At 63.9% G+C, this 18,827-nt stretch carries 18 protein-coding genes; 11 read left to right on the plus strand and 7 right to left on the minus strand.

Annotation, left to right across the window (positions count from 1 at the left end):
* Window positions 1-64 precede the first annotated feature (64 nt).
* From ASD58_RS19595 to ASD58_RS31395, 4 genes are all read left to right on the plus strand, one after another.
* Complete coding sequence (locus ASD58_RS19595) at window positions 65-2,710, plus strand: AAA family ATPase (protein ID WP_057262886.1); 2,646 nt, start codon at window positions 65-67, stop codon at window positions 2,708-2,710.
* Window positions 2,711-2,859: 149 nt separating this feature from the next.
* On the plus strand, window positions 2,860-3,114 hold the full coding sequence (locus ASD58_RS19600) for a hypothetical protein (RefSeq protein ID WP_057262887.1): 255 nt from the start codon (window positions 2,860-2,862) through the stop codon (window positions 3,112-3,114).
* Window positions 3,098-3,976, plus strand: coding sequence for a DUF692 family multinuclear iron-containing protein (locus ASD58_RS19605; protein WP_057262888.1), 879 nt, complete (start codon window positions 3,098-3,100; stop codon window positions 3,974-3,976). Before ASD58_RS19600 ends, ASD58_RS19605 begins: the two co-directional genes overlap by 17 nt.
* A 2-nt stretch (window positions 3,977-3,978) precedes the next feature.
* Window positions 3,979-4,587, plus strand: a complete 609-nt coding sequence (locus tag ASD58_RS31395; RefSeq protein ID WP_156401378.1) for a hypothetical protein — start codon at window positions 3,979-3,981, stop codon at window positions 4,585-4,587.
* On the opposite strand, the gene ASD58_RS19610 is transcribed toward ASD58_RS31395, so the two are convergent.
* A complete protein-coding gene (locus ASD58_RS19610) occupies window positions 4,473-5,375 on the minus strand; it encodes a LysR family transcriptional regulator (protein WP_057262889.1) in 903 nt (300 codons plus the stop codon). The genes ASD58_RS31395 and ASD58_RS19610 overlap by 115 nt on opposite strands.
* A gap of 137 nt (window positions 5,376-5,512) precedes the next feature.
* Between ASD58_RS19610 and ASD58_RS19615 the strand changes: the two genes are divergently transcribed.
* From ASD58_RS19615 to ASD58_RS19640, 6 genes are read left to right on the plus strand one after another with little or no spacing between them, the layout of a single operon-like run.
* On the plus strand, window positions 5,513-6,379 hold the full coding sequence (locus ASD58_RS19615; protein WP_057262890.1) for an alpha/beta fold hydrolase: 867 nt from the start codon (window positions 5,513-5,515) through the stop codon (window positions 6,377-6,379).
* A gap of 3 nt (window positions 6,380-6,382) precedes the next feature.
* On the plus strand, window positions 6,383-7,555 hold the full coding sequence (locus tag ASD58_RS19620) for a substrate-binding domain-containing protein (protein WP_057262891.1): 1,173 nt from the start codon (window positions 6,383-6,385) through the stop codon (window positions 7,553-7,555).
* A 13-nt stretch (window positions 7,556-7,568) separates the two neighbouring features.
* The gene (locus ASD58_RS19625; protein WP_229210044.1) at window positions 7,569-8,318 is read left to right on the plus strand and encodes an ABC transporter ATP-binding protein; all 750 of its coding nucleotides are present in this window, start codon (window positions 7,569-7,571) and stop codon (window positions 8,316-8,318) included.
* Window positions 8,311-9,033 (plus strand): ABC transporter ATP-binding protein, encoded by a 723-nt coding sequence (locus ASD58_RS19630; protein WP_057262893.1) that lies wholly within the window; start codon window positions 8,311-8,313, stop codon window positions 9,031-9,033. The genes ASD58_RS19625 and ASD58_RS19630 overlap by 8 nt, the downstream gene beginning before the upstream one ends.
* Before the next feature lie 13 nt (window positions 9,034-9,046).
* A complete protein-coding gene (locus ASD58_RS19635) occupies window positions 9,047-10,021 on the plus strand; it encodes a branched-chain amino acid ABC transporter permease (protein ID WP_057262894.1) in 975 nt (324 codons plus the stop codon).
* A 1-nt stretch (window position 10,022) separates the two neighbouring features.
* Entirely contained in the window at window positions 10,023-11,090 is a 1,068-nt protein-coding gene (locus tag ASD58_RS19640; RefSeq protein WP_057262895.1) for a branched-chain amino acid ABC transporter permease, read from the plus strand.
* On the opposite strand, the gene ASD58_RS19645 is transcribed toward ASD58_RS19640, so the two are convergent.
* The 5 genes from ASD58_RS19645 to ASD58_RS19665 all read right to left on the minus strand — a co-directional run bounded on the left by ASD58_RS19645 (window position 11,059) and on the right by ASD58_RS19665 (window position 16,928).
* Complete coding sequence (locus tag ASD58_RS19645) at window positions 11,059-11,856, minus strand: ABC transporter substrate-binding protein (RefSeq protein WP_057262896.1); 798 nt, start codon at window positions 11,854-11,856, stop codon at window positions 11,059-11,061. The genes ASD58_RS19640 and ASD58_RS19645 overlap by 32 nt on opposite strands.
* A 3-nt stretch (window positions 11,857-11,859) precedes the next feature.
* A complete protein-coding gene (locus ASD58_RS19650) occupies window positions 11,860-12,483 on the minus strand; it encodes a glutathione S-transferase family protein (RefSeq protein ID WP_057262897.1) in 624 nt (207 codons plus the stop codon).
* Between the two features lie 24 nt (window positions 12,484-12,507).
* Window positions 12,508-13,206, minus strand: coding sequence for a glutathione S-transferase family protein (locus ASD58_RS19655; RefSeq protein ID WP_057262898.1), 699 nt, complete (start codon window positions 13,204-13,206; stop codon window positions 12,508-12,510).
* A gap of 67 nt (window positions 13,207-13,273) precedes the next feature.
* Window positions 13,274-13,864, minus strand: coding sequence for an NF038129 family PEP-CTERM protein (locus tag ASD58_RS19660; protein ID WP_057262899.1), 591 nt, complete (start codon window positions 13,862-13,864; stop codon window positions 13,274-13,276).
* 10 nt (window positions 13,865-13,874) lie between these two features.
* Window positions 13,875-16,928: a putative Ig domain-containing protein gene (locus ASD58_RS19665; RefSeq protein ID WP_162253038.1), complete on the minus strand. Its 3,054-nt coding sequence runs from the start codon at window positions 16,926-16,928 to the stop codon at window positions 13,875-13,877.
* Window positions 16,929-17,472: 544 nt separating this feature from the next.
* Here ASD58_RS19665 and ASD58_RS19670 point away from each other — a divergent pair.
* Window positions 17,473-18,096 carry a YceI family protein gene (locus ASD58_RS19670; protein WP_229210028.1) on the plus strand — a complete coding sequence of 208 codons (624 nt, stop codon included), beginning with the start codon at window positions 17,473-17,475 and terminating at the stop codon, window positions 18,094-18,096.
* On the opposite strand, the gene ASD58_RS19675 is transcribed toward ASD58_RS19670, so the two are convergent.
* Entirely contained in the window at window positions 18,080-18,709 is a 630-nt protein-coding gene (locus ASD58_RS19675) for a LysE family translocator (protein ID WP_057263049.1), read from the minus strand. The genes ASD58_RS19670 and ASD58_RS19675 overlap by 17 nt on opposite strands.
* Between the last annotated feature and the right edge of the window lie 118 nt (window positions 18,710-18,827).

The raw sequence follows: 18,827 nt of genomic DNA on the forward strand, positions 1-18,827 counted from the left end.
CACGTTACGATTGGTGAGAATCCTTTTGCGCTGACAGGAATATGATGGCAGTGAGGAGAGCCAGATGCTGCTCGAGCGCGAAAGGCAATTGCAGGAACTGCAGCGGCTTGCCAGCCGCGTTAGCTCAGGTGCGGGCGGGATGGCGCTGGTGCTGGGTGAAGCCGGCATTGGCAAGTCATCCCTGCTACAAGCCTTTGCCGCACCGCTGAAGGGCGAATTCTTCGTCCTGCAAGGGGCTTGCGAAGACCTGTCGACGCCACGCGTGCTTGGCCCCCTACGCGATTTCGCGCCGGCACTGGGGCCCGATGTGGTGTCCACCATCGACAATGCCGGCAGCCCCGACATCCTGATGCCGCTGCTGTTGGGCCACCTGGCCACCCAGCCGCGGCCGGTGCTGGTGATGTGCGAGGATTTGCACTGGGCCGACCAGGCGACGCTGGACTTGCTCAAATACCTGGCCCGCCGCATCTCCGACCAGCACATCATGCTGCTGGCCAGCGCCCGCAACGACGAGCTGCCGCCCGACCATGCCTTCTGGCGCTGGGCCGGCGACTTGCCGCCCGCCAGCACCCAACGCCTCGACCTGCCGCCTTTGTCCCCCGATGCTGTCGCCACGCTCGCGCGCGACGCGGATTGCGATCCCTGCGAGTTATATCGCGTCACCGGCGGCAATCCCTTTTTCCTTTCCGAACTGCTGACCGATTGCAGTCGGGACCCCGGCCACCTGCCTGCCTCGGTACGCGATGCGGTCTGGGCGCGTACCTCGCGGCTCGATCCTGAGGTCCGCACCGTACTGGAACTGGTCAGCGTCAGCCCCGTGGCCCTGGAGGAACGGCTGCTCGAAGCCCTGTTGGGTGAACAGGGGCACGATGCGATCGACGCCAGCGTTGACAGCGGCCTGTTGCAACGCGCCAGTCCCGGCCTGCTGTCGTTCCGCCACGAACTGGCGCGGCAAGCAGTGTTGAGCGGACTGCGTCCCGGCGCCACGCGCGCCCTGCACAAACGACTGTGCAAGGCCCTGACCTCGCAGGCGCCGCCGCATGCCCGCATCGAACTGGCGCGGCTGGTCCACCACGCGACTGGGGCGCAGGATGCGCATATGGTGCTGCAACTGGCGCCGCGCGCAGCCCGCCAGGCAGCGCGGCTGGGCGCACACCGCCAGGCCGCGGCCCACCTGGCAAGTGCCCTGCAATTCGTCGACGCCGTTGGCTGGACCGGTGAAGCAGCCCAGCTTTACGAAGACTGGGCCTACGAAGCCGGCCTGCTGCGCATAGACGAGCGCCTGATCGAAGCGCGGCAAAAGGCCATCGCCCTGTGGCAAAGCGTGGAGCGGCCCGACAAGGTCGGCCTCAACCTGCGCTGGCTGGCGCGCACCCACTGGTACCGCGGCGAAGCGAAAGAGGCCGAACGCTATGGGCTGGAAGCCATCCGCACGCTCGAACAGCTGCCGAACAGCAAAGAGCTGGCCATGGCGTACAGCATGCGTTCCCAGCACCAGTTATTGCAAGACCACCCCGCTTCCGCCATCGAATGGGGCCGCCTGGCGCTGGAACTGGCTACGGCGCTGGACGACCACGACACCCGCGTCCATGCGCTGACCAATATCGGCAGCGCCAAATTATTCCTGGGCGATGACAGCGGGCAGCAAGACCTGGCCGATGGCCTGCAATGCGCCCTGGCCCAGCACTTGCACGAGCATGCAGCGCGCATCTACAGCAACTGGGTGGAATACGCCGTGGTGTTCAAGCAGTTTGCGCTGGCAGAACGCCTGCTGGCCGAAGGCTTCACTTACCACCGCGAGCATGAGCTGGATGCCTGGGTGCATTACCTGACCGGTTGGCAGGCACAGCTCCACCTCGACAAAGGCGAGTTTGCGCAGGCCGCTGCGCTGGCGCAGCAGGTGCTTGCCCTGCCGGACCTGAGCCTGGTGATGCGATTGCCGGCCTTGACGGTACTGGGCCGCACCCTGTCGCGCCAGGGCGAACCGGACGCTGCACGCTGCCTGCAGGAAGCGCTGCAATGGGCCCGCGCCACCGGCGAATCGCAGCGCCTGTTGCCGGTATTGCTGGCCCTTACGGAAGCGGCCTGGCAAGTGCAGGACATGGACAGTTGCCGCCGCTGGCTGGACGAGATCGGCCAGTTCGACCTGTCCGGCGTCAATGCCTGGGACCTGGCTGAAGTCGGCGCCTGGCAGCGGCGGGCCGCAATGGCCACGCAGGTGGCGGGCGAACGCGCTGCTGGCCCGCTGCCGCGCGCTGCGGAGGCTACCGGCAGTTGCCAGGCCGCCTGCGATGCCTGGCTGGCACTGGGCCTGCCATTTGAGGCGGCCCTGGCGCTGCTCGACTTGCCCGGTGCCGCCGCGGCGCAAGCCATGCCCAAGGCGGTCGCGCTGCTGGAGCAGATCGGCGCCGTACCGGCGGCAGCGCTGGCGCGGCAGCGCGCGCGTGCCTGCGGAGCCCAGGCCCAACTACCCAAGTCGCGGCGCGGCCCTTATGCGGCGGCGCGCGAACATCCGAGCGGCCTGACCCGCCGCGAAGCCCAAGTGCTGGAATTGCTGCTCGATGGCCTCAGCAACCTTGAGATCGCCCAGCGCCTGTGCCGTTCCGAACGCACGGTCGAACACCATGTTTCAACCCTGCTCGGCAAGCTGGGCGCCACCACCCGCCTCGACTTGCTGCGCCGGCCGCCTGCCCCTCTACATAAAAACTAGGTGCTGGCGGCCCGGAATCTGGGTGCCAGTACCAATTCGCCGCGCCTCCTTGCCGCCTAAAGTGACTTCCATGGAAAGCACGGGGCGCGGTCCATAGCCTGGTCCGAAGGGCCCGCCCCTCTTCAATACCGGACCGCCTGGAGATCGTCATGGAAGAACTGCGCCACACCAATTCCAAGAAAAACCATATCAAGATCGTCGTCAGCGAAGGCAAGGTCACCCTGGAAGAATTGCACAAGGCGCTCGACATCGCCGTGTCCCAGATGGTGCCAAAGGGCGGCTGCAACTGCGGCCTGACGGGCTTCGACCTGACCTTCCTGCGCGGCGACCCGTCGATTGGCCGCGTGCTGCGCGAGGTCCCGCACATCGAAGGCGCGGTGCTGGAAAATGAATTCCGCGGCTAAGCTGCCTGCGCCCGACCCACGCCCTGCCTTGGGCGTGGGCGTCAGCTATGAAGGGCGCGACCCGGCGTTGCTGGAGATGATGCTGCCGCACGTGGACGTCATCGAGGTCACGCCGGAGACCATGTCGGTGGTGGACGGCGACCGGATTTCGCTCGATAAAGGCATCCTGGCCGAGCTGAAAAATATCGACCGCGAAAAGACCATCGTGGTGCATGGGGTCAGCTTGTCCATCGGTTCGCACGATGGCTGGTCGCCGACCTACCTGCACCTGCTCGACGAACTGATGGACCAGGTGCGGGTGCGCTGGCACAGCGAGCATCTTGGCTATACGCGGGTCGATGGCGAACACCTCGGCATCATGCTGGCCATGCCGCGCACCGAACAGGCGGCGGAACTGGTGGCGCAGCGGGCCTGGTGCCTGCAACAGCGCTACGGCTTGCCCTTCCTGCTGGAGAATATCGTGCATGTGGTGCCCGACTGCCCGGCCGACTACAGCGACGCCGGCTTCCTGAATGCTGTTGCGCGCGACAGCGGCTGTGGGCTGATCCTGGACGTGTACAACCTGGAATGCGATGAGCATAACCACGCGCTCGATATCCAGGCATTCCTCGCGGAGCTCGATGGCCGCCATGTGAAGGAGCTGCACGTCGCCTGCGGCGTCAAGCACAATGGCCTGATGCTGGACGTGCATTCGCGCCTGCCGCGCCCCTGCACCATGGACCTGGCGCAGCAAGTACTGCGCGAGGTGGCGACCGAGGCGGAAGTGATCGTGTACGAATTCATGCCGGAAGCCGTGCCCGGCCTGGGTAACGCGGCCATCGCCAACACCCTGCAGCAAATGCGGCAACGAGAATGGAGGTAGACATGGACCTGGCCAGCCACCAGCGCATCCTGCTTGGCCTGATGCGCGCCACTTACCGGCCCGGGGCCGGCGATGCTTCGTATTACCACCGGGTTGCCGGGTCGCCTGACCTGCAGGAGGCACGCGGCAATGTGCTCCTGTGGCGGGTCTACGTGCTGGAACGCAGCTGCGTGCTGACGGTTGAATTGCTGCGCCAGGGCGCTTTGCTGGAAGAAGCGCTGCAGGCCTTCATCCGGCAGGAGAATATCTCGCCGTTCCGCGAGTACCAGCCACTGGCCTTCCTCGACTTCCTGGCCGGGCATGAGGACCCGCTGGTGGTGTCGGTGTCGCAGTTCGAACTGGCGTTGATGAAGGTGCGCGAGGGCGATCCCTGCCGCTATATGGTGGACTGGAGCTACGAGCCAACGCCCATCCTGCAAGCGCTGGCGCAGCGGGAGCCGTTGCCGGATCGGGCCGATCCCGACCTGCACCGCACCGAGATTTCAGGAGATCTGCCCTATTTGTTCGAGATAAAGAGGCTGGCGCGCGATTCGGCGAATGAGCGCAGCAGGTTCCACACCGCCCTGACACGCGGCAGCCGGTACAAATCGACCGGCGCCACCAGCCAGTAAGCGCGCTCCACGAACACCTCGTCCTGCAGCACTGGCACCAGCCGGCCATCGGTTGCCATGTACGGCGGCGCCATCATCAAGCCCAGGCCGGCCGCGGCAGCTTCGGCCTGGGCCAGCATGCCGGTGCAGCACAGGCGGCGGCGCGGGTTGACGCCCAGTTCATCGAGGAAGTTCAGCTCATTGCTGGCCAGGCGGTCCTGCACGTAGTCGACAAAATCGTGCCCCGCCAGGTCGCTGCGCTTCTTGATCGGCGGATGGCGCGCCAGGTAATCAGGCGAACCATACACGTACAGCCGGAAGGACGCCAGGCGTGTCACCATGTAACGGCCGGTGTTGGGCGCATCCAGCGTTACGCCAAGGTCGGCCTCGCGGCTGGCCAGGTTGGCAAAGCGCGGCTGCACCAGCAAGTCGACCGACAGCTCCGGGTAATCCTGCAGGAACTGCGCCAGCAGCGGCGTGATGAAGCGCACGCCCAAGGCCTCCGGCACGCCCAGGCGCACCACGCCGCGAATCGCCACCTCGGTGCCGGACAACTGGCCTTGAGCAGCCAGCACCGCACTCTCCATCGCTTCGGCATGCGGCAGCACGGCATGCCCCATTTCCGTCAATTCATAGCCTTCGCGCGAACGGTCGAACAGCGTGGCGCCTAACTGCTGCTCCAGGCGGTCGATGCGGCGCGAGACCGTGGTGTGCTCCACTTCCAGCCGGCGCGAGGCGCCGGACAGAGTGCCGGAGCGCGCCAGCTCCAGGAAGAAACGCAGGTCGGTCCATTCGGGCAGTGTTTTCATGCGGCCTATTGTGCATCATTTTCCCGCGCCGTAGTGTTGCTGTGCAAAATTGCACACACAGTGGGCGCGGCCTCCGGTTCCCGCCTTGATGCATTTCTTGCACACTGCACGCTCCTGCAACGCTGCCCACGAGGACCATGTATTCCGAGATCAGCTACACCAGCGATGATGGCCTGCGCCTGTATGCGCGTGACTACCCCGCCGCCAGCGGCCCTGCGCGCCTGCCTGTGATCTGCATCCACGGCCTGACGCGCAATTCGGCCGACTTCGAAGATGTCGCGCCATCGATTGCGGCCCAGGGCCGCCGGGTGATCGCCGTCGACGTGCGCGGGCGGGGCAATTCCGACTACGATGCGCAGCCCGACCGCTACACGCCGATGGTGTACGCCAATGACGTAGTCAAGCTGGCGCACGACCTGGGCATAGAACGCGCGGTGTTCATCGGCACCTCGATGGGCGGCCTGATTACCATGACCCTGGCCCTGCGCAAACCGGCCCTGGTCGCTGCGGCAGTCCTCAACGACGTGGGACCGACGCTGTCCGAGCGCGGCCTGTCGCGCATCCGCAGCTACACCGGCAAAGGCGAACAGTTCACCAGCTGGCAGCAGGCGGCCGACTACATCAGCGGCATCAACGCCGTCGCCTTCCCCGGCAATACGCCGCAGGAATGGGAGCGCTGGGCGCGGCGCGCCTTCCGCGAAGAGCAGGACGGCACACTGGCCATGCGCTACGACCCGAACATCGCCGTGCCGATCCGCGCCAACAAGCTGCGCTCCACTTCCATGGCCGCGCACTTCGCTTTCCGCCGGCTGGCACGGCGCCGCCCTACCATGCTGATTCGCGGTGCGCTGTCCGACCTGATCGAGCCGGCGCAGGCCAATGCCATGCGCGCCGCCGCACCGCGCATGCTGTATGCTGAGGTGCCCGATGTCGGCCATGCGCCGATGCTGTCCGAGCCCGCCGCGCAAGAAGCGCTGCGCAACTTCCTCGCCAGTGTGGATTGATTGATGAAAAAACTGATACCCCTGCTGCTCGCATTGGCGCCGGCCATGGCCATGGCGCAGGAACTGAAGGTCGCGCTCATCGCAGGCAAAACAGGGATCCTCGAGCCATACGCCAAGGAGACCGAGGCCGGCTTCATGATGGGCCTTGAATACCTTACCAAGGGCAGGATGGAAATCAATGGCCGCAAGCTGAAAGTCTTCGTCAAGGACGACCAGAGCAAGCCGGACCTGGGCCGCACCCTGCTGGCCGAAGCCTACGGCGACGACAAGGTCGACATCGCAGTCGGCACCAGTTCCTCCGGCTCGGCCATCGCCATGCTGCCCATCGCGGCGGAATACAAGAAGGTCCTGATCGTGGAACCTGCGGTGGCCGACGCCATCACCGGCGCCAAGTGGAACAAGTACATCTTCCGCACGGCCCGCAATTCGATGCAGGACGGCCTGGCCGCCGCTTCCACCTTCAAGCAGGGCAGCGTAGCCTTCCTGGCGCAGGACTATGCCTTCGGCAAGGACGCGGTGGCGGCAGCGCGCGAAGCGCTCAAGCTGACCGGCTCCAAAGCCAATATCGTGCACGAGGAGTTCGCACCGCAGAATGCGACCGATTTCACCGCTTCGGCGCAGCGGCTGTTTGACAAGCTGAAAGACGCCCCGCAGCCGCGGGTGCTGCAGATCATCTGGGCCGGCCCCAACCCGATGAACAAGATCGCCGACATGAAGCCAGAGCGCTACGGCATTACGCTGGCCCCTGGCGGCAATATCCTGCCGGTGCTGAAGACCTGGAAATCGTTTGCCGGAACCGAAGGCACGATCTATTACTACTACGGTTTCCCGCACAACAGGATGAACGACTGGTTCGTGGCCGAGCACCAGAGGCGCTACGGGAAACCGCCGGACATGTTCACGGCGGGCGGCTTTACGGCCGCCAGCGCGGTCTACACTGCCCTCGCCAGGACCGGCGGCGGCGACACGCAGAAGATGATCGCCGCCATGGAAGGCATGGAATTCGACACGCCGAAGGGAAAAATGAGCTTCCGCAAGGAGGACCACCAGGCGATGCAGCCGATGTACCACTTCCGCATCAAGAAGGAGCAGAAGAACGAATGGGACCTGCTGGAACTGGTGCGCGAAATTCCGGCTTCCGAACTGCCGGTACCAATCAAGAACAAGCGGCGTTGAACCCATGACTCCATTGCTGTCCACACGCGGGCTGACTATCCGCTTCGGCGGCCACACGGCCGTCGACAACGTCAGCGCTGACTTCCATGCGGGCCAGTTGACGGTGATCGTCGGACCCAACGGCGCCGGCAAGACCACCTATTTCAACCTGATGTCCGGCCAGTTGCCTGCCACCAGTGGCCAGGTGCTGCTGCGCGGCGAAGACATCACGCGCAGCGGGCCGGCAAGCCGCACCCGCAAGGGCATCGGCCGCGCCTTCCAGCTCACCAACCTGTTTCCCCACCTGACGGTGCACGAGAACGTGCGGCTGGCGGTTCAGGCGCACGCCAACGCGGGAATGAAGCTGTGGTCGGTCTGGTCCAGCCACAAGGAACTGATCGAACGTGCCGACCATTACCTCGCACGCGTGGCGCTGGCAGCCAGGCGCGACACGCCGGTGGCCGCCCTGTCGCACGGCGACAAGCGCAAGCTGGAAGTGGCCATCCTGCTCGCACTGGAGCCGCAAGTGATGATGTTCGATGAACCGACCGCCGGCATGAGCGTGGATGAAGTGCCGGTGGTGCTGGACCTGATCCACCAGGTCAGGGCGGAGCGCAACAAGGCCGTGCTGCTGGTTGAACACAAGATGGATGTGGTACGCGCACTGGCCGACCGCATCATCGTGCTGCACAACGGCGCCCTGGTGGCGGACGGCGAACCGGCAGCCGTCATGTCCTCTGCCATCGTGCAGGAAGCTTACCTGGGAACCGCAAGCCATGACTGACGCCCTGCTCAAAATTTCCGGCGTGCACACGCATATCGGCGAGTACCATATCCTGCAAGGCGTCGACCTGGCCGTGCCGCGCGGCGGGCTGACGGTCCTCCTGGGCCGCAACGGGGCGGGCAAGACCACCACCCTGCGCACCATCATGGGTTTGTGGCAAGCCAGCGCCGGCAGGGTCGAATTCAACGGGGGCGATATCAGCAAACTGCGCACGCCGGACATCGCCCAGGCAGGCATCGCCTATGTGCCGGAATCGATGGCCGTGTTCAGCGACCTGACGGTGCGCGAGAACCTCCATCTGGCCGCGCGCAGCGGGCCTATGGACACGGCGCGGCTGGAATGGATTTTCTCGTTCTTCCCGGCCTTGAAGAAGTTCTGGAATTACCCCGCCGGCAACCTGTCCGGCGGCCAGAAACAAATGGTCGCAATCGCGCGCGCCATGATCGAGCCGCGCGAACTGTTGCTGATCGACGAGCCGACCAAGGGCCTGGCGCCCGCCATCATTCAGAGCCTGGCCGATGCGATCCGCCAGCTCAAGGGCCAGGCCACCGTGCTGCTGGTCGAGCAGAATTTCAATTTCGTGCGCCAGCTTGGCGACACCGTGGCAGTGATGGATGACGGCCGCATCGTCCACAGCGGTCCGATGGCCGAACTGGCCGCCGACCGCGCCCTGCAGGAGCGCCTGCTTGGCCTGGCCCTCGACTCACACCAATAAGGAGCCGCCCAAGATGCCTTCCGTCCCACGCGACTACATTCCCATACTGCTGGTGCCGGCCCTGATGCTGGCCATGCTGCCGCTGGTGGGCAGCATGCCAACCTGGGTCACGCTGACCGTGGCCGGGCTGGCGATGGGGATGATGATCTTCATTATGTCCAGCGGCCTCACGCTGGTGTTCGGCCTGATGGACGTGCTGAATTTCGGCCATGGCGCCTTTGTGTCCGTCGGCGCCTTCGCGGCCACGCTGGTGCTGGTGCCATTGCAGGGCTGGATGGAAGCCGATTCACTCGGCATGAACCTGGTCGCGCTTGCCCTGGCCATTGCCATGGCAATGGCCGTTACAGCCGCTTTGGGCTGGGTCTTCGAACGCGTCATCATCATGCCGGTCTACGGCCAGCACCTGAAACAGATCCTGATCACGATGGGCGGCATGATCGTGGTCGAACAATTGATCCACGTGATCTGGGGCGCCGACCAGAAACCGATGCCGTTGCCAACCGCCTTGCGCGGCGCCTTCGTGGTGGCCGATGCTGCCATCGAAAAGTATCGACTGCTGGCGGTGGCCGTTGGCGTGCTGGTGTTCATCGTGCTCACGCTGGTGCTGAATCGCACCAAGCTTGGCTTGCTGATCCGCGCCGGCGTCGAGAACGGCGAAATGGTCGAAGCGCTTGGCTACCGCATCCGCCGCCTGTTCGTGGCGGTATTTGCAGCCGGCTCCGCGCTGGCGGGCCTGGGCGGCGTGATGTGGGGCCTGTACAAGGAAACGCTGACCGCCTCCATGGGCGGCGAGGTAATGGTCATGGTGTTCATCACGATCATCATCGGCGGCCTCGGTTCGGTCGGCGGCTGCTTCATCGCGGCACTGCTGATGGCGCTGACGGCCAACTACGCCGGCTTCCTCGCACCCAAGCTGGCGCTCGTGTCCCATATCGTGCTGATGATCGCCATCCTGCTGTGGCGCCCAGCCGGCCTGTCGAGGAAATGAAATGCTGAACACCCTTCTTTCAGGCGACCTGCCACGCAGCCGTGCGCTGTCCTTGTTGCTGCTCGTGGTGGTACTGGGGCTCGCATTTGCGCCCTTCATTACCAGCGGGGCACGTCCGCTCAATACGGCCGCCACCATCTGCATCTATATCGTGCTGGTCGCCTCATACGACTTATTGATTGGCTATACCGGCATCGTGTCCTTCGCCCACACCATGTTCTTCGGCATCGGAGCCTATGGCGTCGGGCTTGGATTCGACAGCCCCGCGCCGGCCTGGGGCACGATGGCGCTGGGCCTTGCTGCGGCGCTGGGCCTGACGCTGGTCCTGGCCTTCATCATCGGCCTGTTTGCGCTGCGCGTGCGCGCGATTTTCTACGCCATGATTACCCTGGCCGTGGCGTCCTCCTTCGCCGTGCTGGCATCGCAAATGTCGGATTGGACCGGCGGCGAGGATGGCAAGACTTTCGACGTGCCGGACCTGCTGTCGCCAGCCAACGAGTTCGGCGAATTCCTGGGCCGCATCCTGGACGGCAAGGTGCTCACCTACTACATCGTGTTTGCTTGCGCGGTCCTGATCTTCCTGGCCCTGCTGCGGATCGTCAACTCACCGTTCGGCCGCGTGCTGCAGGCAATCCGCGAAAACGAGTTCCGCGCCGAGGCCCTGGGCTATCGTACCGTCGTCTACCGCATTGCTGCCAACTGCATCGGCGCTGTCGCCGCCGCGCTGGCCGGCGCGCTGATGGCGCTGTGGCTGCGCTACGTCGGTCCCAAGACGACCCTGGGCTTTGAAGTGATGACCGACATCCTGCTGATCGTGGTCATTGGCGGCATGGGCACCATGTATGGTTCCGTGATCGGCGCCGCCCTGTTTATCCTGGCGAACAACTACCTGAAGTCCCTGATGGCGAAAGCGGCAGGCGCCGTAGCTGGCGTGCCGATCCTCGAAGCGGCCCTGCATCCGGACCGCTGGCTGCTGTGGCTTGGCATCCTGTTCATCCTCGCCATTTACTTCTTCCCGAGCGGGATCGTGGGCAGGTTCAGGCAGCAGGCAGCCCGGCCAGGTACTTAGCCAGCAGTGCATCGGCCTTGCCGCTGCTGCGCAATTCATGCACGGCACGCCGCAACTCCGTGGCCAGCGCTTCATCGGTGTTGTGGCGGCTCAGGTGCAAATGGATTTCACGCGTTTGCACCGCCAGCGTTCCGCCCAGCCGCCCACGCGGCACGCCCAGCAGGCGCATGGCGTGGAACACCCCCAAGCGCGTGCCGATCGAGGCATCGAGCCGCCCTTCCAGCAGCATGCGGATGCCCTGCAACTGGTCGGTGATCTCATGCTTGCGGTATTCATGGTCATCCAGGAAGGCGGCGCCATAGTCCGAGCCGCGCAACATGCCTACCGTGCGCCCGCGCAAGTCCTGCAAGCCTTCGAGCTTGAGGCCCGGCCGGCCGATGGCGATGACTTCCGTGGTCCATAGCATGCCCATGGGTTCGGCCGCCTCCGCCACGGCGGAATTCGAGGTCGCGATCATCAGGTCGGCCTCGCCCGAACGCAGCATGGCGATGGCACGGGCGTAGGGAGCAACGGTGATCTCGATCTGGTGCCGCGATTCGTGCGAGATCAACTCAAGCGCCTCCACGAAAAGCCCGGACTTGCGGCCGCCCGCATCAAGCGTGGCAAAAGGCGGGATTGCCAGCGCTACTGCACGCAGCGCGCGCGGCCTGGCGATCGCGCGACCCGGCCGGGAGACCAGCGCCACCGGGACCATGGCGGCCCAGGCGGCCGCGCCCGACCAGCGGGCCATGCGGCCCAGCCAGCGCCGGCGCAGCGCCGCATCCATCGCTCAGGTCCCGGCAGTGGCGCTCTGGCGCTCGGCGATGCGATCGCGCCAGGCCTGCAAATGCGCCAGCCCATGGTCGGACGGACGGAATTTCATCAGCCCGCGCGCAAAGTCGATTGCGCAATAGGCTGTGATATCGGCAATCGTGAAACGCTGCCCCGCCACGAAAGGCTGCCCGGCCAGCACGCCATCGAGCCACCTCGCGTTCTCACGAAACTTTTCGCCCTGCGAAGCGCCAAAGTCCGGAAACTGCGGATTCTCAAGCGGCGCAAAGCCGGGATGGGAGTGACGGATGCTGTTGGCCGCGATGGCGAACAGGTGCAGCTCCATGCGGCGGTCGGCCATTTCGATGAACGCGCGTTCCTCGGCCCCCTCGCCCATCAGGTTCGGCGTCGGATGCAGGCCTTCCAGGTAGGTGCAGATGGCGCGCGTTTCGCACAGGATGCGGCCGTCGTCCAATTGCAGCGCCGGCACGCGGCCGAAAGGATTGACCGCCAGGTAAGACGCGCTGCGATGTTCGCCCTTGCCCAGGTCGACCGGCTGCAAATCCAGTTGAATGCCCTTCTCCGCCATGAACATGGCAACGCGGCGCGGGTTGGGGGCACGGGGGGCGGTGTACAGCTTCATCAGGTCTCCTTCAGTTGTAGGTAATCAGCGCGACTGGCCTGTTTCCAGCATTTTGCGCGCCTCGGCGGCAAATTGCTCAACTTTATCCTTGCTGTCCTCCCGTTCCAACACATTGCTGGGCGGCTGTTCGATCCCGCGCAGCACGGCGGGACGGGCGCGGATCTGGCGAATCCAGCGCTGCAGGTGCGGCAGGCCCTCGGTCTCGACGCCCGACCAGCGGTGGGTGCGTACCCAGGCCCAGTTGGCGATATCGGCGATCGAATAATCGCCGGCCAGGAATTCGTGCTGCGCCAGGTGGCCGTCCAACACGCGGAACAGGCGCCGGCACTCGCCCTGGTAACGGTCAATGGCCGGCTGGATCTTTTCGGGGAAGTAGCGGTAGAAGACATTGGCCTGGCCCATCATCGGGCCGATGCCGCCCATCTGGAACATCAGCCATTGCAATACCAGGGAGCAGCCCTTGGGGTCTTGCGGCAGCAGGCGGCCGGTCTTTTCGGCCAGGTAGATCAGGATGGCGCCGGACTCGAACACCGCGAAGTTATCGTTGGCGCGGTCGACGATGGCCGGGATGCGGCCATTCGGATTGATGGCCGTAAACCATGGCTCCTTCTGCTCGTTCCTGCCCAGTTCGAGCACATGCAGTTCGTAAGGCAGCGCCAGCTCTTCCAGCGCAATGGAAATCTTGTGGCCGTTCGGCGTGGCGGCGGTGTACAGGTCGATCATCGCGGCTCCTTTCACGGAATCGCTGCATCATAGCTGCTTTTCCACTCCCACGCCGGGGCCCGCCGCGTCAGGCGCGGCGGCGGCGAGTGAAGGCCAGCAGTGGCAAGGCTGCCAGCAGCAGCCAGGCCGTGCCAGGTTCCGGAATCGCCTGCACCTCAACCAGCGGGCTGGTCGTGACCAGGGCGAACTGCGGATTGCCGCCCAGGATAGCTTGCACGGACACCGTCCCCAGGTCGCCATCGGCGCCAAGGTAGCTGGTGTCGTTGAACAGCGCCCAGCCGAAGGTCGAACCGGCATCGCCTGGCCCGACCAGGAAGTTGACGTCGAAGGAGAACACACCGCCCAGCGTCACCGCCTGCACCCAGTCGCTGCCGCCATTGGCATTGCTGAATGCAATGGGACCTGGCGCCGAACCGGCAATGGTTCCGCTCACGTCGGGCGCGCCAAGCAGGTCGCCCGCCAGGTTGGTGACCAGCGCGGTGGCAGGCGCGGCATCGGCCAGGCCCATGAAATACAGGCCAAGAAAAGCCGGTCCGGATCCCAGCGGGGCAGTGTCGACGCTTACTTTGTATAACGGCCCGGCCGCAGCTTGCCCGGCTCCGCAGGCCAGCATGGCGACCAACAGCAGCCGCGCCAGCATTTTTTGCAGATTGATCATGATGATGTCCTCAGTACTTGACGCTGAACAGTTGACGGGTATAGCCGATGGCCGCCTTTGCCGGATTGCTGAAGGTGGTCGTCAGCGTCAGGCTCTGGCCAGGGGCCAGGTCAAGCGTTGGCAGCGTGATATAGGGCACGCCATCCTTGATGCCTGTCGCGTTATCGAGCGTCACTCCCGGCGTCAGCCCGTACAGGCGGAACTGCAGCGGCCCGCTGACCGTGTGATCCGTGGAATTGACGATGGTCACGTTGCCGCTGTACTTCTGCGTGAAGCGGTTCATGTTCAGGCCCGATTGCTGGATCTTGACGATGGGCGTGACGTCCACCGGCGTCAGCAGGTCGTAGCGGTCGCCATGGAAGTGCAATTCACTATAGGACGAGATGCCCGGATAGGCCGGATCGGTGGGCGGGCCGGGATGGTCGACCCGCACCATGAAGTAGCGATAGCGCTGTTCCGACAGGCCGGGCAGCACAGGGATCGTCTCCAGCTCGAAATTGCGGCCGCTGGTATCGGTAGTCTCGCGGCTGGTCAGCAGCGTCCAGTTCGAGTTGTCGTTCGAGCCGTAGATATTGATGCCCTGGGAACGGTTGGCGAACATGAAGCGGGCCTGGATGCCGAAGGCGTCGACGGAAACGCGGTAATCCGCGCCGAAGTCGATGGTCACGAAATTGCGCAGGTCGCCCGACGTGCTGTTGTAGTCGCCGTCAACCAGCAGGCCGACACGATTCACGTCCAGCGTGGTCGTGCTCACCATATGCTTGCTCCAATCCAGGCTGCCGTCCAGCGCCACGCGCGGGTTCAGCAACTCGAGCCTGGCCACCACCGCCTGCACGGATTTCAGCAAGGCCGGGAAGTCGGCATCCGACACCGTCATCATCTGGTCCCGCAGCGGTGCGATCTCCTGCTGGAAGGTCGCCAGCGACGGCGTGGTGTAGACGCTGGCAGGGTCATAGCCGCCCTGCGCCGCCGCAAAGGCGCTGGCGCGGTCCGGCTGCACGCTCAGGCGTGCAGTCATGGTGCTGATCGAGACACCGTCGGTGGCGCTGATGATAATGTCATGCAGGCCGGCCTGCCCCGCGGTCGGGGTCCAGTTGAAGGCGCCGGTCGAGGTATCGAGCGTAGCGCCGTCGGGGATGCTGATCGCCTTGTACAGCACCGTGTCGCCGACCTGGGCATCGGTCGCCGTGTAGGTGGCCTTATAAGGTATGCCCTGCACCACCAGCTCCGTGACCGGGAATACCGGCATGGCGAAGCGCGGCGGAGTCAGCTGGGTTGGCGCGGCCATGTTCACGAAGTCCACATCCACCGCTGCCCCTTCGGCGCCGGTGAATTTGAAGTACATGATATTGTCGCCCTGGCGCTTGCCCGGCGTGGCAGCCCACGAAGTATCCGGCACGATATAGCGCCACTGGCCTTCCGTATCCGGCACTGTCATTTCGCACCAAGGGCTGGCGCTTTCGGTGGCGCTGGCCGAGAGCTTGGTCACGGCATTGGTGCGGATCATGATGCCGACTGGCGCATATTTGCCGCGGTCGGCGTACTGCACGTCGGAAAACACCACGGTGGCGCCGGCCTGCGTGACATTGGCGTGGCCAAAGGTACGCTCTCCCTCAGTCACCTTGCTCCAGTCGCCTTTCAGGAAGATCGATTTGCGCTCCGTCTCCAGCATGCCGGTGTTGACCGGCAAAGTGGCCCCGGTCAGCGCCTTGGGCAAGGACAGGAAAGCTTCCGCCCCCATGTCCTTGTTGGCCGGCGCCCCCGGTCCCCAGCGCGTGACGAAATCGTTCGAATGTGCGGACGCCGTAGCGAGGAATGGTGCGTCCGTATCGACATCCACGCCTTCCTCATACTTGTAGACGTTATACAGTTCGGCGATGCCGCCCACTTCGTACAGGCGGCCGCGGTAGGCTTCCGATTGGGACGAAGTGCCGCCCGAGGTATCGGCCCAGGGCGCGGCATAGCCCAGCATGAACTGGGCATAGGCATTGGCACCCATCAGCACGCGGTTGCCGCCGAACTTGTAGACGCTTACCGCATCGCCCGAGCTGGAGGGCTTGCCGCTGAAGGGATCGACCCTGGTGCCCTGGGCTGTCACCAGGCGCAGCAAGCCGGTCAGGTTGTCGACGTTGTCTCCGCCATGGGCCTGGTCGCGCTGCATTTCCTGGATCTGGTAGAAGGGATAGCCGTATTTGTTGTACGGGTTGTCAGCCTCGATCAGGGGTATCAGCGGCAGGATGGCGCCATTGATGTCCTGCCGCGTCGAAGTGGCGTTGACCGTCATCCATTCCACCGATTCGTCATAGCGCACGCGGTTGTCGGTAAAGATGGCGCCGGAAATCCGCCCCACCAGCGAATACACTTGCTGGTTCATGAAGCGCTCGTTACTGGCGAAGAAGGTGCGCTCCATCGGGTCGACCAGATTGTCCTTCAGCTTCTGGGTGTCGGTGTCGGTCCAGGCCAGCGGATAGGCCGTGTAGGCCGGGTCGCCCGGGGTATAGCGCATGATCTCGGCGGCAGCGAGCATGCGGAACAGCGGCACGCCGGTGTGGATGTGCGCATCCGGATAGTAGGCATAGCCATCCTTGTTCATATTGCTCCAGGTGCGCAGGATGCGCATGGTATTGCGGCGGTACTCGTTGCGGCCGGTGATGTAATACAGGATGGCTTGCGTCAGTGCCCCCTGCGAATCGTTGATCAGGCGCACCTGGGCGGTATTGCCGTTGAAGTTAGGCGTGTTGGGCGTGTCGACCTTGGTCGCATCGCGGTTGGTCGGCAGCAGGTTGATGTTCGCGTAATTGCAGCAAACCGTCGCCAGGGTGTTGTAGTAAGTCTTGTACGGCTCGACGTCGGCGCGCACCTGCTGGCGCGCGTACTCGAGCTGCTCGAGCGTGATGCCAAGCGCTGGATGCCTGAATCCGGTAGCGTTAACAACTGGCTGGAAAACAGGTGTTGCTACATAGCTGACTGCGTGTGCGGGTTGTAATGAAGCGGCGATTGCCGCCGCAGCGGCCAATACCCTGAAACCGGCCGTGACCCCGCCCTTAAGTGAATGGTTATGCATGATTATCCTTATTAACCAATGTCGAAGGGACATACCGACAGCCGAGCGTCTCCTCTCGTGTTATCGATACCAAATAAATATAGCACGCACCATGTAAACCTGCCTTAAATTTATGTTATCGATATCTACGTTAGCGATACCGGTTTACGGATGGGCAAAAAAAAACCGGCCATTTGGAGGGGCCGGTGAAAAACGCTTTTGAGGGCGCGGGGATAGAAGAAACCGTGCCGGATTGAGGAATCCGGCAACCCGGCGCACAGGGATGCTGTACGCTATGAACGTACTTTGCCAGCATTCCACCGCCCCAGGCTTAGGAGTTCATTAAGGAATCAAATTATCGCGGCAAAAAAATACCCGCGTCTTTGCGCGGGTTAAGGGATTCAAATCGGGAGAGATTTGAAAGTGCAAGGGGATATTCTCGAAAACGAAAACATCACGACTTCGTTTAAGATAGTACACTTTTTATAATAGAAACTATCCAATAGTCACAATGCATAAAAAAATCTGCAAATGGACTTTTCGAAGCGTGTGTTTAGCGGCGCTATTGGCCAGTTCCGCTTGCGGCACCCAGCCCCCAGGGCCAACTGCCGTGCCGGCACCGGCCGCGCCTGTGCTGCAGGCCAGCCAGTCGGCACACCGCATCGTGGCCGGCGACTCGCTGGTCACCATCACGGTGCGCCGCGGCGGGCCGCTGGCGCGCATGGGGCACGACCACGTGGTCGCAACGCGCCAGCTTGACGGTTTCATCGACCTTGAGCAGGGCCGCACCGAATTGCGCTTCCGCCTGGACCAGCTCACGGTCGACGAAGCAGCCCTGCGCGAGGAAGCCGGGTTGGAGACGCAGCCTTCGGTCGACGCCATCGATGGCACGCGCCGGAATATGTTCAGCAAGGTGCTGCAAGCGCAAGCCTACCCCTGGGTGCTGGTGCAGGCAGCGTTCGAGCCGGGAAGGAAAGACATGCTGCGCGCGGCAATCACGCTGCACGGGGTGACTCACGAGTACCAGGTGCCGCTGCAGTTGCGCGCAGACGGCGCCAGCGTGCTAGCCAGCGGCGCCTTTGTGGCCAGGCAGACCGATTTCGGCATCACGCCGTTTGCCGTGTTCGGCGGCGCACTGGCAGTGAAAGACGAGCTGGAACTGAGATTCGCGATCAGCGCGCGACGATAAGGCGCAGGCCCAGGCCGACGAAAATCGCGCCGGCGCCGCGGTCCAGCCACAAGCCGGCACGCGGATTGCGGTTGATCCATTTACCCACCGCGCCCGAGAAGTAGCCCAGCATCCCGAACAGCAGGCAAGCCTGGAGCGTGAAGATCAAGCCCAGTTGCGCGGTCTGCCAGCTCGCGTCGCCGCGCCCCGCCACCACGAACTGCGGCAGGAACGAGAGGAAGAACAGCACCACCTTCGGATTGATCGCGTTCGCGAACAGGCCTTTGGCAAACAGTTTGCCCAAGGACTCCTCCGGCAAGGCCGCCTGGCCCACCTGCGCACCGCCCTTGCTGCGCAGTGCGCCATATCCCATCCAGATCAGGTAGAGTCCCCCCGCAACCTTCAGCGCGGTGAATGCGGTTGGCGATGCTGCAATCAGGGCGCCCACGCCCAGCGCGGCCAACAGTGTATGGCTAAGGCAACCGAGGGCGCAGCCCAGGCCGAAAACCACGCCCTGCTTGCGTCCACGAGACATGCCCATACTTAAGACCATCAGGTTATCCGGACCTGGGGAAACAGTAATGAGCATGGCGGCAGCCAGGAAGGCCAGCCCTTGTTCAGGAGAAATTAACATAGCCAGGATCATACACGAGTGCGCCGGGGCATAACAATTCAGTATCACGCCATGATTATTTGTCCATTACAATAATTGCTATTGAGGAGATCATTAATATTTTGCTTTCTTCGTTTGC

Source organism: Duganella sp. Root1480D1 (genome assembly GCF_001427305.1).
Taxonomy (GTDB): domain Bacteria; phylum Pseudomonadota; class Gammaproteobacteria; order Burkholderiales; family Burkholderiaceae_D; genus Rugamonas.

What these genes read in the sequence shown, in the direction of transcription:
- ASD58_RS19595 (WP_057262886.1), top strand. Translation starts at nt 65, where the DNA reads ATGCTGCTCGAGCGCGAAAGGCAATTGCAGGAACTGCAGCGGCTTGCC.
- ASD58_RS19600 (WP_057262887.1), top strand. Translation starts at nt 2,860, where the DNA reads ATGGAAGAACTGCGCCACACCAATTCCAAGAAAAACCATATCAAGATC.
- ASD58_RS19605 (WP_057262888.1), top strand. Translation starts at nt 3,098, where the DNA reads ATGAATTCCGCGGCTAAGCTGCCTGCGCCCGACCCACGCCCTGCCTTG.
- ASD58_RS31395 (WP_156401378.1), top strand. Translation starts at nt 3,979, where the DNA reads ATGGACCTGGCCAGCCACCAGCGCATCCTGCTTGGCCTGATGCGCGCC.
- ASD58_RS19610 (WP_057262889.1), bottom strand. Translation starts at nt 5,375, where the DNA reads ATGAAAACACTGCCCGAATGGACCGACCTGCGTTTCTTCCTGGAGCTG.
- ASD58_RS19615 (WP_057262890.1), top strand. Translation starts at nt 5,513, where the DNA reads ATGTATTCCGAGATCAGCTACACCAGCGATGATGGCCTGCGCCTGTAT.
- ASD58_RS19620 (WP_057262891.1), top strand. Translation starts at nt 6,383, where the DNA reads ATGAAAAAACTGATACCCCTGCTGCTCGCATTGGCGCCGGCCATGGCC.
- ASD58_RS19630 (WP_057262893.1), top strand. Translation starts at nt 8,311, where the DNA reads ATGACTGACGCCCTGCTCAAAATTTCCGGCGTGCACACGCATATCGGC.
- ASD58_RS19635 (WP_057262894.1), top strand. Translation starts at nt 9,047, where the DNA reads ATGCCTTCCGTCCCACGCGACTACATTCCCATACTGCTGGTGCCGGCC.
- ASD58_RS19640 (WP_057262895.1), top strand. Translation starts at nt 10,023, where the DNA reads ATGCTGAACACCCTTCTTTCAGGCGACCTGCCACGCAGCCGTGCGCTG.
- ASD58_RS19645 (WP_057262896.1), bottom strand. Translation starts at nt 11,856, where the DNA reads ATGGATGCGGCGCTGCGCCGGCGCTGGCTGGGCCGCATGGCCCGCTGG.
- ASD58_RS19650 (WP_057262897.1), bottom strand. Translation starts at nt 12,483, where the DNA reads ATGAAGCTGTACACCGCCCCCCGTGCCCCCAACCCGCGCCGCGTTGCC.
- ASD58_RS19655 (WP_057262898.1), bottom strand. Translation starts at nt 13,206, where the DNA reads ATGATCGACCTGTACACCGCCGCCACGCCGAACGGCCACAAGATTTCC.
- ASD58_RS19660 (WP_057262899.1), bottom strand. Translation starts at nt 13,864, where the DNA reads ATGATCAATCTGCAAAAAATGCTGGCGCGGCTGCTGTTGGTCGCCATG.
- ASD58_RS19665 (WP_162253038.1), bottom strand. Translation starts at nt 16,928, where the DNA reads ATGCATAACCATTCACTTAAGGGCGGGGTCACGGCCGGTTTCAGGGTA.
- ASD58_RS19675 (WP_057263049.1), bottom strand. Translation starts at nt 18,709, where the DNA reads ATGTTAATTTCTCCTGAACAAGGGCTGGCCTTCCTGGCTGCCGCCATG.